Source organism: Sandaracinaceae bacterium (genome assembly GCA_016706685.1).
GTDB lineage: Bacteria > Myxococcota_A > Polyangia > Polyangiales > Houyiibacteriaceae > JADJJE01.
This window is the reverse complement of sequence record JADJJE010000013.1, coordinates 1-15,225: the sequence shown is the minus strand read 5'-3', so window position 1 is coordinate 15,225 and position 15,225 is coordinate 1. Positions and strand designations below refer to the sequence as shown.

Annotated in this window: 10 protein-coding genes; 6 read left to right on the top strand and 4 right to left on the bottom strand. The window is 70.3% G+C overall.

Going from position 1 to position 15,225, the window contains the following annotated elements; genetic code table 11:
• Nucleotides 1-260: 260 nt before the first annotated feature.
• Nucleotides 261-2,381 (top strand): sodium-translocating pyrophosphatase, encoded by a 2,121-nt coding sequence (locus IPI43_16370; protein ID MBK7775681.1) that lies wholly within the window; start codon nucleotides 261-263, stop codon nucleotides 2,379-2,381.
• A 334-nt stretch (nucleotides 2,382-2,715) separates the two neighbouring features.
• On the opposite strand, the gene IPI43_16365 is transcribed toward IPI43_16370, so the two are convergent.
• The 4 genes from IPI43_16365 to IPI43_16350 are packed head-to-tail and all read right to left on the bottom strand — an operon-like array spanning nucleotide 2,716 to nucleotide 8,343.
• Nucleotides 2,716-3,990: an MHS family MFS transporter gene (locus tag IPI43_16365; GenBank protein MBK7775680.1), complete on the bottom strand. Its 1,275-nt coding sequence runs from the start codon at nucleotides 3,988-3,990 to the stop codon at nucleotides 2,716-2,718.
• A gap of 45 nt (nucleotides 3,991-4,035) precedes the next feature.
• A complete protein-coding gene (locus IPI43_16360; GenBank protein MBK7775679.1) occupies nucleotides 4,036-5,631 on the bottom strand; it encodes a hypothetical protein in 1,596 nt (531 codons plus the stop codon).
• Nucleotides 5,631-6,668 carry a PEGA domain-containing protein gene (locus tag IPI43_16355; GenBank protein ID MBK7775678.1) on the bottom strand — a complete coding sequence of 346 codons (1,038 nt, stop codon included), beginning with the start codon at nucleotides 6,666-6,668 and terminating at the stop codon, nucleotides 5,631-5,633. The genes IPI43_16360 and IPI43_16355 overlap by 1 nt, the downstream gene beginning before the upstream one ends.
• Nucleotides 6,652-8,343, bottom strand: a complete 1,692-nt coding sequence (locus IPI43_16350) for a protein kinase (GenBank protein MBK7775677.1) — start codon at nucleotides 8,341-8,343, stop codon at nucleotides 6,652-6,654. The genes IPI43_16355 and IPI43_16350 overlap by 17 nt, the downstream gene beginning before the upstream one ends.
• A gap of 75 nt (nucleotides 8,344-8,418) precedes the next feature.
• Between IPI43_16350 and IPI43_16345 the strand changes: the two genes are divergently transcribed.
• From IPI43_16345 to IPI43_16325, 5 genes are all read left to right on the top strand, one after another.
• Nucleotides 8,419-12,105, top strand: coding sequence for a hypothetical protein (locus IPI43_16345; GenBank protein MBK7775676.1), 3,687 nt, complete (start codon nucleotides 8,419-8,421; stop codon nucleotides 12,103-12,105).
• A gap of 24 nt (nucleotides 12,106-12,129) precedes the next feature.
• On the top strand, nucleotides 12,130-12,780 hold the full coding sequence (locus IPI43_16340) for a YihA family ribosome biogenesis GTP-binding protein (protein MBK7775675.1): 651 nt from the start codon (nucleotides 12,130-12,132) through the stop codon (nucleotides 12,778-12,780).
• On the top strand, nucleotides 12,777-13,937 hold the full coding sequence (locus IPI43_16335; protein ID MBK7775674.1) for a hypothetical protein: 1,161 nt from the start codon (nucleotides 12,777-12,779) through the stop codon (nucleotides 13,935-13,937). Before IPI43_16340 ends, IPI43_16335 begins: the two co-directional genes overlap by 4 nt.
• A gap of 112 nt (nucleotides 13,938-14,049) precedes the next feature.
• Nucleotides 14,050-14,739, top strand: coding sequence for a hypothetical protein (locus tag IPI43_16330; GenBank protein MBK7775673.1), 690 nt, complete (start codon nucleotides 14,050-14,052; stop codon nucleotides 14,737-14,739).
• Between the two features lie 41 nt (nucleotides 14,740-14,780).
• Nucleotides 14,781-15,225: FAD-dependent oxidoreductase (locus IPI43_16325; GenBank protein ID MBK7775672.1), on the top strand; the 445-nt coding region annotated here is incomplete at its 3' end.

The following is a 15,225-nucleotide window of genomic DNA, read 5'->3' as shown; positions in this document are numbered from 1 at the left end:
AGGAGGCTCTCGAGATCACGGAGGCGTGAGAAGAACTCGCGTAGAAGATCCACGACCGGCGAGTAGCGCAGCTTCCGGTGGTTGTCGACGTTCGAGGCCCCAGAGAGGCGGCATCCGGGGCGTCAGCGAGGCCCTCAGCGCGCACGATTTCGCATGATCTCGACCGTTTTCCCGAGGGTTGCGCTGGGGGGGAACGTGGGAGAAGTTGCGCCGCCGAGGCCCCCCTGCCCGGCTCGACTCCCCTCATCGAACGGCGTGAAATGGACGACGCTCTCGGATTCTGGACTCTAGCGCCCCTCGTGGCCGGCTGCATCGCGCTGGTCATCGCGGCTTTCTTCTACGTGCGCGTCAAGGGCCTCCCCGAAGGCAACGAGGCCATGCAGCGCATCGCGGGCTACATCCGCGTCGGCGCCATGGCCTTCCTCATGACCGAGTACAAGGTGCTCGCGGTCTACACTGTGGTCGTCTTCGGCCTGCTGACGTGGGCGTTCTCGTGGCAGTCGGGCGCTTGGTTCGTGCTCGGCGCAACGCTCTCGCTCCTGGCTGGCTTCATCGGCATGAAGGCCGCCACCTTCGGCAACGTGCGCACGGCCCAGGCCGCCTCCACGGGCTCGAAGGCCAACGCCCTGCTCACTGCGCTCGACGGCGGCGCCGTCATGGGACTGTGCGTGGCCGGCCTCGCGCTCATCGGCCTGTTCGCGGTGTACTACGTGTACCCCATGGGCGACGCCCACGCGAACGCCGCGCTGGCCAGCGCGCTGCACGCGTTCGCGGCCGGCGCGTCCTCCATCGCGCTCTTCGCGCGCATCGGCGGTGGCATCTACACCAAGGCGGCCGACGTGGGCGCCGACATCGCCGGCAAGGTGGTGGAGAACATCCCGGAAGACGATCCGCGCAACCCCGGCGTCATCGCGGACAACGTGGGTGACAACGTGGGTGACGTGGCCGGCATGGGCGCCGACATCTACGAGTCGCTCGTGGCCGCCGTGGTCGCCACCATGGCCATCGCCCTCACCGCCGAAGACGCCGCGCTCGCCACGCTCCTGGTCGACAGCAGCGTCGGCAACGCCCGGGCCACCGCCGTGGCGCTCCCGCTCATCCTCTCGGGCATCGGCCTCGCGGTCAGCATCGTCGGCATCTTCGTGGCGCGCGCCATGCGCAACAGCACGCCTTCCATGGTGCTGCGCGCCGCCATGGTGCTCCCACCGCTCGTGCTGGTGGGCGCCACCGCCGGCCTGCTGCCCGTGTTCGGCGTCTCCCAGAACGTGACGGCGGCGCTGGCCGCGGGCGCGCTGGGCGGCGCCATCATCGGGCTCCTCACGGAGTACTACACGGGCAGCTTCAAGCCGGTCCGCCGCGTCGCCGAGGCCGCCATGACCGGCGCCGGCACCAACGTCATCCGCGGCATGGCCGTGGGCATGGAGTCCGTGGCCACCTGCTTGCTGCTGGTGGCTGGCGTGGCCGCCGTCGCCAACGTGTTCATGGGCGACCTGGGCCTCTACGGCATCGCGCTCGCCGCGGTGGGCATGCTGGGCGGCACCGCCATCGTCATGACGGTGGATGCCTATGGTCCCATCTCGGACAACGCGGGTGGCATCGCCGAGATGGCGGGGCTCCCGCCTGCAGTCCGCGAGATCACCGACGAGCTGGACGCCGTGGGCAACACCACCGCCGCCATCGGCAAGGGCTTCGCCATCGGCTCGGCGACCCTCACGGTGATGGCGCTGTTTTCGGCGTATGGCCTCGAGGTCAACCACGCGCGCGAGGTGTTCGACCTCACCGCTTCGGCTGCCGACCGCCTTGGCCCCATGAACCTCGCCCTCGACACGCCGAACATCCTGATCGGCATCCTGATCGGCGCCGTGATGCCTTTCATCGTCAGCGCGTCCACCATGCTGGCCGTGGGCAAGGCGGCGGGCGCCATCGTGCTCGAGATCAAGCGGCAGTTCGACACCATCCCCGGTCTGCGGGAAGGCACGGCCGAGCCCGAGCCGAAGGCCATCGTGGACATCGCCACCAACGCCGCGCTCTCGCAGATGATCCTTCCGGGCCTCGTGGCCGTGCTGGGGCCCGTCCTGATCGGCGTGCTCGGCGGGCCCGCGGTGCTGGCCGGCGCCTTGGCCGGTGCCCTCGCCGTGGGCGCGTCGCTCTCGCTGTTCATGGCGAACGCGGGCGGCGCCTGGGACAACTCCAAGAAGTACATCGAGAAGGGCGGCATCCCCGGTCACCCGAAGCGCTCCGACGCCCACAAGGCGGCCGTCATCGGCGACACGGTCGGCGACCCCTTCAAGGACACCTCGGGCCCCGGCGTGGCCATCTTGATCAAGGTCATGAGCGTGGTCTCGCTGCTCATCGCGCCGCTGATCGCCACGCTTCACTGAGCGAGCGCCCGCTTCAGGGTGAGAACAGACCCCCGGTTGAACGACTTCAGCCGGGGGTTTTGCAATTGAGCCGCGGCGGACACGTCTCCACGTTGTCGTTGTCGTTGTCGTTGTCGTTGTCGTTGTCGTTGTCTCTTGACGGCGACGGCGACGGCGACAGCGACGGTCACGAAAGACCTCTGTTCGAAGCGCGCGACCTGGTCAGGTTGGCGACCTCCCATGCGAGCAGCGCAACGGGCTGGCGAGACACTCCGCGGCAGGGTTCGTCGCCGTCGCCGTCGCCGTCGCCGTCAACGCTCAGGTCAACGTGAACGTCATCCTCGTCGACGCGGGACTACCCGCGCCGCGGGCCAACCACCAGCGCCAGCAGCGTGACCGCGCCCGCCGCAGACATGTAGTAGCCCACGTAGGCCAGCCCGTAGTCGGTAGCCAGCTTGGTAGCGATGTACGGCGCGAGCGAGGCGCCGAAGATGCCCGCGAGGTTGAAGGTGAGCGAGGCGCCCGTGTAGCGCACTGCGGTGGGGAAGAGCTCCGCCAGCGCGGTGCCGATGGGGCCGTAGGTCACGCCCATGAGGCCGAGGCCGAGGCACAGGAAGGCCTGCACGGACCAGCGATCGCCCGACCCGAAGAGGGGAGCGAAGGTCAGCCCGAAGGCGATGATGGCGACCGAGACGACGATCAGCGTGCGGCGGTTTCCGACACGGTCGGCCACCAGCGCCGAGATCGGGATGGTGAGCGCGAAGAACAGCACGCCGACGATCTGCATGACGAGGAAGTCCTGCCGCGTGTACCCGAGCGCGCTGGTGCCCCAGCTGAGCGTGAAGACGGTCATCAGGTAGAAAAGGACGAAGGTGGCCATGGCCCCGAAGGTGCCCACCACCAGCGCGCGCGTGTGCTTGGTGAGCACGGCCACCATGGGCAGCTTCTCACGCTCGTGGTTGTCGATGGCCTTCTGGAACGCGGGCGTCTCCTTGATGTTGAGCCGCACCCAGAGGCCCACGAAGACCAGCAGCGAGCTGGCCAGGAAAGGGATGCGCCAGCCGAACGCGAAGAACTGCTCCTCGCTCAGTTGCGCGCCCAGGAGCAGGAAGATGCCCGTGGAGCAGAGGAAGCCGATGGGCGCCCCCAGCTGCGGAAACATGCCGTACCAGGCGCGCTTGCCCGGCGGCGCGTTCTCGGTGGCCAGCAGCACGGCGCCGCCCCACTCCCCGCCGAGCCCGAGCCCCTGCCCCAAGCGGCAGAGCGCGAGCAGCAGCGGGGCCGCGATGCCGATGGAGTGGTAGGTGGGCAGCGCGCCGATCAGCACGGTGGAGAGCCCCATGGTGAGCAGCGCCGCCACGAGCGTGGCCTTGCGGCCCACCCGGTCGCCGTAGTGCCCGAAGACGGCCGAGCCCACGGGCCGCGCGAAGAACGCGAGCGCGAAGGTGGCGAGCGACGAGAGCGTGGCCGTGGCCGGGTCACCCTCGGGGAAGAACAGGCGCGGGAAGACCAGCACCGCGGCCGTGGCGTAGATGTAGAAGTCGAAGAACTCGATGGTGGTGCCAATCAAGCTCGCGAAGAGGATGCGGCGCCTATCGGCAGGGCTGGCTTCTTGGGGTGGGGTCGACATGCGGCCGCACCATACCTGGCTCGAGGGCGAGACGGCAGGCGCGCGTCAGAGCGCGCAGCGCAGCTCGAGGCTGGCCAGCGCGCCCGTGCCGTTCGAGGACGTGTCGCTGATGATGAGCCCGAACGCCGGGGAATCGGGCAGCGGGTAGAGGTGGTGGCCCGCACCCAGCGTGCCCGTGGCCGCATAGCCAGACAGCACCGCGCCCAAGGGCTGCCCGGCCGCGTCGAGCTGTCGCACGCGGATGCTGTTGCTCGCCTCCCAAGCCAGCGTGGCCCCCACGGGGAACTCACGCACCGCGATGCGCGGGCGACGCTGCGCGCTGGTGCCGGCCTCGATGGCCTGCGGCGTGCTCAGGGTGTCCGCGAGGCTCCCCGCGACAACGTCCAGTGTGGTGCGCGCCACCATCACACGCGCTTGGGTGCCGCAGCCGAGGCGGTAGGCCACCACGACGTCGCCTCCGTCGAGCACGGCCACGGCGAGGTCCCCCGCAGAGGTGCCGCCCAGGTCGTGAGTGGCGCTGTCGAGCAGCGTGACGCTCCCATCGCTCGCAACGGCCACCAGCGACAACACCAGCGCGCCACCGTCGGCGTGCGCCACCACGAAGCGATCGGCGCTGACCCGCACCACCGCTGGCGCGGCGGCGTCGTCGGTGTCGCCCAGCGTGACGGCTGCGCTGCCGCTGGGCGTGAGCACCCGCGAGCCCGCGTTGAAGCTGGCGCCGTTCACCAACACGGGAGCGGCGTCCGCGGGGACACCGCACGAGTCGATGAAGGCGCCCGCCACCCACGCGGTGAGCGCACGGGTCGCGCTAGCGCCCAGCGCTGGGCTGCGCGCACGCAGCAGTGCGGGGTCCACCGCCGAAGCGCACGTCTCCGCAGCGGCGTTGGGAAGCCCCGCAGCCAGGTGCCCCACGGGGAACACCAGGTCGGTGGCGGCGCTCTCGCTGCCGAGCGTGGCCAGCACGGGCGCGCGGCACCCCCCAGCGGGGATCAGCGCCGCCACGTACGACTGGCTGTCGAGGGCCGCGAGCGCCGTGGTGCCTCGGGTGGTCCCGTCCCGCGCGGGGGCCGTCACGGACGCGCCAGCCACCGCGACGGTTCCGCTGCCAGACGTGGCGAAGCGCGCGGTGGTGACCACGTTCTGGGGCGTGCCCATGGGGCTGGTGAAGAGGGCCGCAGCGCGCGCGCTCAGCGACGGTGATGCGAGCGCGAGGTTCTCGATGCCCGTCGCCACCTGAGTGTCCGATGGGCTGGTGGGGCTGAGCACGTCCTCGTCCACCCGCTCGTCGCAGTCGTTGTCGATGCCGTCGCACAGCTCCGCGAGGTTGGGGGCGCGCGTGCCGTCCTCCGGGTCACAGTCCACCACCTCGTCGGCGGCGGCGCAGTCCGGGTCCTTCGCGCCGTCTCCGTCGGTGTCGCGCGTGCCGATGCGGCAGAACCCCTCGACCAGCTGCCAGGTGAGGCACGCGTCGCCCGTCGCCAGGCTCGCCTCGGCGTTGAGCGCGGTGCAGTCCGCCGGGTCGGTGGTCATGTCGGGGTCGATGTCCTCGACGGCGACGAACGAGCAGCCTGTGAGCTGCGACGACGACACCATCGCCAACAACACGCCGAAGCGCGCGAGAGATCGCACGAGACGCTCCATCAGAAGCTCCCTTCGAGCGACAGGCCACCGCCGGAGAGCCCCACCAGCGGTCGCAGCCGCGGTCGGCCCGCGCTCGCGCTCGGCTCCTCGCCGCCGAAGTCGGTCAGGAAGTACACCACCGTGGTTCCCACCGCGAACACCCCGGCCGTCAGGAAGAAGACGTCCGCGATGCGCGCGCTGCGCTTCACGTCGTCACGAATACGCGCCATCTCGTCGAAGGCCAGCGGGTTCACGGCGCGCTGGTCGCCGCGCAGGATGAGAGCGCGAATGCCGAAGCCCGCGCCCACGATGGCCGCCGCCCCGGTCACCCCGAGCCCGCCATAGAAGAGCCCCGGTGAGAGGCCGCGGTCCTCGATGACGGTCTGCTCGATGGTGGTCTGCTCGATGGTGGTCTGCTGGGGTTGCTCGAGCGTCACGCTCACCTCCACCCGCTGGCGCGCGGCGACCTCCACCTCGCGCACCACGGGGATGTACCCGTCGGCGCGGACCTCCACGCGGTGGCGCCCGCCCGGGATGGGCACCTCACCCGGCGCGCTGCCCACCACGCGGCCTCCAACCCAGACCTCCGCCGCGACGTTGCTGTTCACCACGATGACGCCCAGCAGGTTGCGCAGCGAGCGCAGGGTGGCGTCCACCGTCGGCCGGTCCTCGGCGTCCGCAGGCGCCACGCTCAGGTACTGCTCGTAGAAGCGAATGGCCAGGTCGTAGCGGTTGAGCTGCTCCTGGCAGCGCGCGATGTTGTAGAGCGTGTTCGGGCGCTCCGCCAACGCGTAGCTCGCCTGGAACTCGGTGATGGCGCCCTCGCAGTTCTCCGCGCGGGCCAGCTCGAGGCCTTGCGTGAAGCGCTCACGGGCCTCGACCAGGCGAGGGTCTTCGACCGGGACGTCATCCGGGAGTGGCACATCGGCCGCGGGGTCCCCTGGGACACCCTGCGCGCGAGCCATGGGCGAGGCCGTCGACGACAGCAGCCCCACGAGGGCGAGCGAGATCCAACCTAGCCGCGCGTGCAGCGCCCTGCTCTCAATCGAAGGTGTCACGGAAACCATCCATCGGGGTGGAAGAAGCCTCCATCATCGTGCCGGAGGGAGGCGGTGTCGGGTCGGCCCCGATGCGCATGCTGCTGGTCGTCGATGCCCCGGTGGTCCCGCCTTGTGGTCGCCCAGCGGTGGGCACCAGCGTGATTTCGAGGCGCGCGTCCGAGTCGAACACGATCATGCGCTCGATGGTGTCGTAGCCCTCGAGCTCCATGCGCACACGCACCGGCTCGAGAGAGCGCGGACGAGGGCTGTCGAGCGGGTTCGGGAACTCGCGATCATCGAGGAAGATGCGCGCGCCAGCGGGCAGCACGCTGAGCCGCACGCGCACCTCGGGCGAGGCCGCAGCGAGAGGCGGCGGGGCGTCCTCGTCGGGCGCGGGCGGCACGGGTGGCGCGTCGATCACGGCGTCCGGCGTCCTGTCCCCGCGCGGGTTGGGCACGGGTTCCACGGGCTGCCGAAGCCAGAACAAGAGGGCCACGACACCGAGCACGATCGAGAGCACCACCGCCGGCCGCAACCAGGTCGGGCCGCGCGTGATCGCGTTCTCCACGCCCGTGACTTCACCGCGTGAGGTGGCATGCGAGCTGTCCGATGTGGCGACGGGTGCCGCGCCCTCCGTCCGCGGGTTGGGTCCTGACGCAGAAGCCAGCCCGGCAGGTGCGATGCCACCCACGGTCGGCGCAGCGGAGGGCCGTCCCTCGGGATCCGCTGGCCGCTTGGGCACGAGCTTTCCGGGGACCGTTCCCTCCAGCGAGAGGCGCGTCTTGGGCACCACCACCCCCCGGCGCGGCGGCTCCTCCACGTGGCGAAACGGCGCCAGCGCCAGCGCCAGCTCCTGAACGGTCTGGAAGCGCTCGTCGACGTCTCGAGCGAGGGCCCGCCGCACGATCCCGTCCATGGCACCGGGCAGCTCGGGTCGCAGCAGCAGCACCGAGGGCGCGTCCTGCGTGACGATGGCCACGATGAGCATGGGGAAGGACTCGGCCGTGAAGGGCACCTCCCCCGTGAGCATGCGGTAGAGGATCACCCCGAGCGCGTAGACGTCGGTGCGGTGGTCCGTGGACATCTTCCCCTGCGCCTGCTCCGGCGACATGTACTGCGGCGTGCCCATCGCCATGCCCGTGCGCGTGAGGCTGGGCGAGGTCTCCTCCGGCTCGCGCATCTTGGAGATGCCGAAGTCCAGCACCTTCACGAAGTCCTCGTTGCCGCCCCGCGGAATCAGGAAGATGTTCTCGGGCTTCAGGTCGCGGTGGACGATGCCCTTCGCGTGGGCCGCGTGGAGCGCATCACACACCTGGTCGAGGATGCGCACCGCCCGACCCAAGGTCAGGGGCCCCTCATTGATCAGGTCGGCCAGCTCACGCCCTTCCAGGTGCTCCATGACGATGAACGGGGAGCCGTCCGGCAGGTCGCCGAGGTCGGTCACGTCCACGATGTGCTCGTTGCCCACGGCCGTCGCCGCCCGCGCCTCGCGCTTGAAGCGCTCCACCACCACCGGGTGCGTGGCGTACTCGGCGTTCAGGCACTTGAGGGCCACGCGCTTCCCGATGAGTTCGTGCTGCGCCTCGTACACGCGACCCATGCCGCCCTCGCCCAGCTTCGAGACGACGCGGTAGCGCCCGCTGACGAGCGTCCCGATGAGCGGGTCTGGAGGATCGATATTCTGCAGGGCCATCTGGTGGGAATGAAACTATACCACTAGACTGTTCGAGGACCCGCAGAATCGCGGGGCTGTACAGCAGGAGTCCCCGTGAACGTTCGGAGCTGGATGTGGGCCATCATGGCGGTCTGTACGAGTGCGGCAGCGGGGTGTGGCGACGGCGGGATGCCGACGCCGGATCTGGGCGACGACGTGGGCGTGGTGACCGACCAGGCCGTGGCGTGCTCTGGTAACGCCCAGTGCGATGATGGGCTCTTCTGCAACGGTGCCGAGACGTGTGTGGGATCGGTCTGCGTGCCCGGAACTGCCGTGACGTGCGACGACGGCATCGCCTGCACGCTCGACCGCTGCTCGGAAGACGCCGAGAGCTGCCGCAGTGACGCCCCCGACGTGGACGGCGACGGCCATCGCGATGTCGCCTGCCTGGACTTGCAAGGTGACCCGCTGGGCGATGACTGCGACGACGACGACATCAACCGGTTCCCGTCCAACGTGGAGGTCTGCGACGCGGACCATCGCGACGAGGACTGCAATGAGAGCACCTTTGGTTTCGTGGACCGTGACGCGGACACCTTCGCCGACGCGCGCTGCTGCAACGAGACCAGCTCCGGCGGCATGAATTGCGGCACGGACTGCAACGACGTGCGCCCCGAGATTCGTCCCGGCTCCACCGAGGCGTGCGACCGCCTCGACAACGACTGCGACACGCAGGTGGACGAGATGGCCGCGCTGACGGGCTTCGTGGACTCCGACTTCGACGGCATCGGTGGCAGCATCCCCATGAACTCCTGCGGCGGCGTGGCCGGGTTCTCCACGCAGGGCGGCGACTGCGACGACGGCGACGCGTCGATCTTCCCGGGCGCCCCCGAGCTGTGCGACGGCGTGAACAACGACTGCGACGGCGGCATCGACGAGACCATGGACAGCGCCGACTGGTACCTGGACAGCGACCAGGACGGCTTCGGCGACATGACGACGCCGCCCATCTCGTCGTGCTTCCTGCAGGCTGGGCGCTCGCTGCGCGGGACGGACTGCAACGACGACAACGCTGCCATCAACCCTGCCGCAGCCGAGATGTGCGATGGCGTGGACAACAACTGCAACGGGCTGCTGGACTTCCAGATCGGCGTAAACGACTTCGAGGACGACGACGACGACGGCATCATCGACCTGACCTGTCCGATCTTCGGCGCAGACTGCGATGACCAGGATCCCACCACGGGCGGCGGCGCCGCCGAAGCGTGCGATGGGCGCGACAACGACTGCGACGCGCAGGTGGACGAGGACGCCGACACCCGGCAGTGGTTCCGCGACAACGACGAGGACGGCTACGGCAGCCAGGTCTCGGGGACGCTGCTGGCGTGCGAGCCGCAGCCCGGCTTCATCTCGCAAGCTGGCGACTGCAACGACAGCAACCCGCTGCGGAACCCCGGCGCGGTGGAGGGTTGCAACGGCACCGACGACGACTGCGACGGGGCTTCGGACGAGGCGCCCGCGCAGAGCACCTGCCCGATGACGAACGCGCTCGGACAGATCTGCCAGTCGGGACAGTGCCGCGTGACGCAGTGCCCGGGAGGCACGTACGACTGCAACCAGAACGCCAGCGACGGCTGCGAGATCGCGGACAGCACCACCCACTGCGGGGGCTGCAACCAGAACTGCGCGGCGCCGTTCGTGGCGAACGGAGCGTGCGTCACCGGGCAGTGCCAGATTCTCCAGTGCGCCGGTGGGCGCGCCAACTGCGATGGCGACCCACGCAACGGCTGTGAGGTGGACATCAGCAGCTCCGACCAGCACTGCGGCGGCTGCGCGGGGATGGGTGGGCAGTCCTGCGGTGGGGTCGCCGGCGGTACGAGCAGCTGCGTCGGCGGCACTTGCCAGGTGACGTTCTGCGCGGCCAACCAGGAGGACTGCAACGGAATGCCGATGGACGGGTGCGAGGCCAACACGGAGTCCTCCGCCGAACACTGCGGCGCGTGCTTCCGCAACTGCGAACCGAACTTCTTGCAACACGTCTTTTCGGCGACGTGCACGCAGGGCAACTGCTTCCGCAACTGCGACCCCGGCTGGGGCGACTGCAACATGAACCCGTCGGATGGCTGCGAGCGCGAGGTCTTCGGAGGCGACGTCAACAACTGTGGCGGTTGCAACGTGCGTTGCATTCAGCGCGCCAACGCGACCGCGCCCTCCTGTGGCGGCTCGTCGTGCCTGGACGCGTGCATGAACCCCTTCCGCGACTGCAACAGCGTGTACGCCGACGGCTGCGAGACCAACACCGACACCAGCCCGGGGCACTGCGGCGGCTGCGCGGGGATGGGCGGCGTGGTGTGCCCGCAAGGCAGCGGCGGCGAGACGGGCATCTGCGTGGAAGGCAGCTGCACGCTCGAGTGTCAGAGCGGACGCGGGAGCTGTGACGGCTCGGCCATGAACGGGTGCGAGACGGACACCAAGACCAACCGAAATCACTGCGGCGGCTGCAACAACTTCTGCAGTGACGAGATGAACGGCTTGGGCGTGTGCATCGACGGCACCTGCGCGCTGGCCTGCACTCCGGGCACCGCCGACTGCGGCCCGGGCCCCGGCTGCGAGACGGTCACGGGCAGCAGCCTGACGGACTGCGGCGGCTGCGGCGTCACGTGCGGCGCAGGCGCCAGCTGTACGTCCGGCTTCTGTGACCGCGGGCTTCAGCTGGCCGTGAGCTCGGACTTCGCTTGCATGCGCCGTGAGAGCCAAGCCCTCGTCTGCTGGGGGAACAACGACTACTTCCGACTGGGCTACAACGGCGTCGTCCCCCCGGTCACGCCGCCGGGGCCGCCCCCCGGCACGTTCGCGAACATCGGCTACATCGACGTGGCCATCGGCCCCAACCACGGCTGCGGCATCGACCCGATGGGCGGGGTCACCTGCTGGGGTCGCAACAATCAGTTCCAGCTGGGCAACGTCGCGGGCGACTCGGCGAGCCCCATCTTCGTATCGGTTCCCTCGCCAGCGGTCGCCATCAGCGTCGGCGAGTTCCATAGCTGCGCCCTCGGGCAGGACACCCAGGTGTACTGCTGGGGCAGCGACGCGAACGGGCAGCTGGGGAACGACGCCGTGAGCACCAGCTCGGCGCTGGCGGTGCCCGTGGAGGTGACCCCCATGGGGCCCCTGACCGGGGCGGTGGCCATCGCGAGCGGAACGACGGCCTCGTGCGCGCTCACCGCGGGTAGCGGGGTGGTGTGCTGGGGCAACCTGCCTGGCATCAACAACCCACTCGCCACCCCGGTCTCCGGGACGCTCGGCTGGACCGACGTCCAAGAGCTCGAGATGGGCCGGGCCATCGGCTGCGTGCGGCGCAGCAACGGAGGCGGATCCGTATACTGCTGGGGTGGCAACACCTTCGCCGAGATCGCGAGCCCAGCGGGCGGCAGCTTCGGTAGCGCCGTGCGTGTGCTCGGCGTCACGAACCCGCTCGAGCTGTATGCGGGCAACGATCTGCTCTGCGTCCGCACCGCGAGTGGCGTGCTGTGCCGTGGCAGGAACGGGGCGCGGCGCCTCGGAACCCCCAGCGGCCTGAACACCCTCGATCGCTTCGAGGCCGTCTCGGGCGGCGGCGTGATCGTAGAGCTGGCGCAAGGCAGCCCGCTGGCGGGGCCCATCTGCGGGTTCAGCGCAGAGCGCGACGTGTACTGCTGGGGCGACAACCCCTTCGGCATCATCGCGCCGATGGGCGACGCGACGATCACCACGCCCACGCGCATCGAGAACCTGACGCGCTCGGCGCCGGCTGCCCCCTGACGGACGCGAGGGTTGGGCCGCCGGATGGCACCCACCCCCCGATGTCGCTACAACGTCGGGGTGCAGATCCTCGACGCCCAATTCGTCGCAGGGGCTACGAACTACGCGCAGCTCCCCGCCCCCGCCTTTGCGGAGATCGCCTTCGCGGGCCGCTCCAACGTGGGCAAGTCGAGCCTGATCAACAGCCTCGTCGAGCGCAAGAAGCTGGTGCGCACCAGCGGCACCCCAGGCTGCACGCGCGCCATCAACATCTTCCGCATCAGCCTCGGAGGCGGCGCGGAGTTCGACCTGGTGGACCTGCCCGGCTACGGCTTCGCCAAGCGCAGCAAGGGCGAGAAGCGCGGCTGGGGCGTGCTGATCGAAGACTTCCTCAGTCAGCGCCCGGGCCTGCGTGCGGTCGTCGTCATCGTGGACGTGCGGCGCGGGGTCGAAGAAGAAGACGTGCAGCTGCTGGAGTTCCTGGACCACGTGGGCGTCCGCGCGGTGCTGGTGGCCACCAAGCTGGACAAGCTGCCGGCCAGCCAGCGCAAGCTGGCGTTGAAGGCCGCTCAGAGCGCCGCTCCCGCCCGCGTCTTCGGCTACAGCTCCGAGACCGGTGAGGGGCGTGACCGCCTCTGGGACGCGCTGCTGCGCGAGGCGGCCATCACGCTGCCCAGCCAGGCGCTGCCCGCATGACGCGGCCGCACCGAGCCCGCGTGCCGTGGCACGTCCTGCTCGTCGCCCTGTCGACCGCCCTGCTGGTCGCCGCCTGCGGAGGCCAGGCTGGAGACCCCGAGAGCGAGACGCCCAGCGTCGAGGGCGACGCCACCTCCGGCTCGGACACGCCCGAGGAGACCCGCGAGCTGCCTGCGGAGAGCCCGCGCGCGCTCGGCGTGGGGGCCACCTTCGGAGATCTGGTGGCCGCTGTGCGAAACCTCGACGGCCTCGGGCAGAGCGAGAGCGCCGCCGGGTGCCTGCTGCGGGGTGGGTCGCTCGCGCCCTTCCATCTCGAGGCCGACTTGGCCAGCGCCGTGCACCCCATTCCCGACGCGCCGCGCGAGCTCGAGGCGCGCCTGGACGACCCACGCGACACCGCCGTGGTCCTGACCCGCTGGGCGCAGCACGGCCAGACCGGCAGCCTCACGCTGGTGGCGCTGAGCGCCACCCCGCCGCCCCTGCCCGGACATGTCGCCGTGGTGATCCTGGGGCGTGAGGGCGTGCACCTGAGGCGCACCGAGGGCACCGTCCCGGCCGCCCACGCCGGCCCGTTCCCCACCACACGCTTGGCCGAGCACCTGCCTGTTGTGCTCGAAGGCGCGGCTGGCGTGGTGTTCACGGCCGAGGCCGGCGTGCCGCTCGGGAGCCTGCGCGCGGCGCTCGGCAGCCTGCCCGCCGGGTCGCCGCCGGCCATTCTGGGCCTCGCGCTGGACGCGGGCGTGCGGCTTCCCGCGGCGCCCGCCCCGGACCCCAGCGTCCACGGGCTCTGTCCGGGCGGCGTGCTGCCGGAGCCGGCCGCCGACCAGCGCCTGGGCAGCTTGGCCCCGGACGCCATCCGCGCGCGCGTCGCGGGGATGGGCGAGGGCGCCATGCGCTGCTTCGAGTACGCCCGCGGCGACGCTGCGCGCGGCGGGCGCCTGCGGGTGCTGGCGCGCATCGGCCCCCAGGGGCGCGTCAGCGAGGCTTGCGCCACGGCAGACGAACTCGGCGACCCGACCCTGCGCGCCTGTGTGCTGGGCGTGGTGCGTGGGCTGGTCTTCCCGGCCCCCGCCGAAGGCGACTATGTGGACGTGGCGCTGCCTATCCGGCTGCTGCCCGACACCAGCCAGCAGCAGCGTCCGCTCTGCGACGGGTGAGCTGGCCGCAGTCCGCATACAGCGTACACATTCCGCTTCGAGGCACGTCCCGTTCCGGGCGCAGTGGCTTTTTGTGGTGTTCCGGCGGTAACACGGTGTAAAACGAACGGACATGTCCACCCCGGCGGAGACCTCCCATTCCGACCTGGAGACGCACTCGGTCGCCCCTGATGGGGTCGATGAGGAGTACGTCGAGGTGCTGCGGCATGCGGGTCTGGTGGAGGAGCTGAGCGCCCCACTGATGATGGTACTGTCGGAAGTGCTCCGCGAGGGCGCCACCGACGTGGAGGCCAGCCGGATCGACCTGCTGGTGCGCTACTACGACGCCTCTGGCGAGCCCGAAGCATCCGCGCGCCGCGTGCTCGCCGACCGGTTCTTGATCCACGACAACGACGACCTGGTGGATGCACACGGCGTCGTGGAGAAGCTGAACCGGCTGGTGCCCGAGGTGGACGGCATCCACCTCGAGCGCATCGGCGGCGGCGAGGGCGGGCCCCTGGTGCTGCGCTGTGGGGAACACCTGAGCGCGGTCACCGACGACTACGACGAAGAGCTCGGCGAGAACGACATCGACCTGCGCTCCTTCGAGCTGGTCGAGACGGTCAGCGTCCGCGGCCTCGTAGGGGCGCTGAACGGCCTCTTGGCGCGCACCAGCTTCGACCGTCGCTTCTTGATGCTGGTGGCCGATGGAAAACGTGAGGTGTACGTGGCCGTGCCCTCGGCGGGCGCGCTGAGCCTGCTGCACCAGCACGTGCTCGACCACGACTCGGAAGAGTGGCTCATCGACTACTGCGCCTTCTGAGCGGGTGAAACGGAGGGGTCGCTCAGGCGACTGCGCACGCCATGGCCGAGTACGACTTCGATCTCTACGTGGTGGGCGCTGGGTCCGGCGGTGTGCGCGCGGCGCGCATGTCCGCTTCGATGGGGGCGCGCGTAGGCATCTGCGAAGAGCGCTACATGGGCGGCACGTGCGTGAACGTTGGCTGCGTGCCCAAGAAGCTGTTCGTGTATGCGAGCGAGTTCGGCGCCGCCTTCCGTGACGCCGCGGGCTTCGGCTTCACGGTGCCCACGCCCAGCTTCGACTGGCCCACGCTGGTCCGCAACAAGGACGCCGAGATCACGCGCTTGAACGGCATCTACGAGAGCCTGCTCACGGGGCCCGGCGCCACCGTCCACCATGGCCGAGGGCGGCTGGTGGATGCGCACCACGTGGAGGTGAATGGGCAACGCTTCAGCGCGCGCCACATCCTGGTCGCCACCGGGGGGCGCCCCATCCGGCCCAGCATCC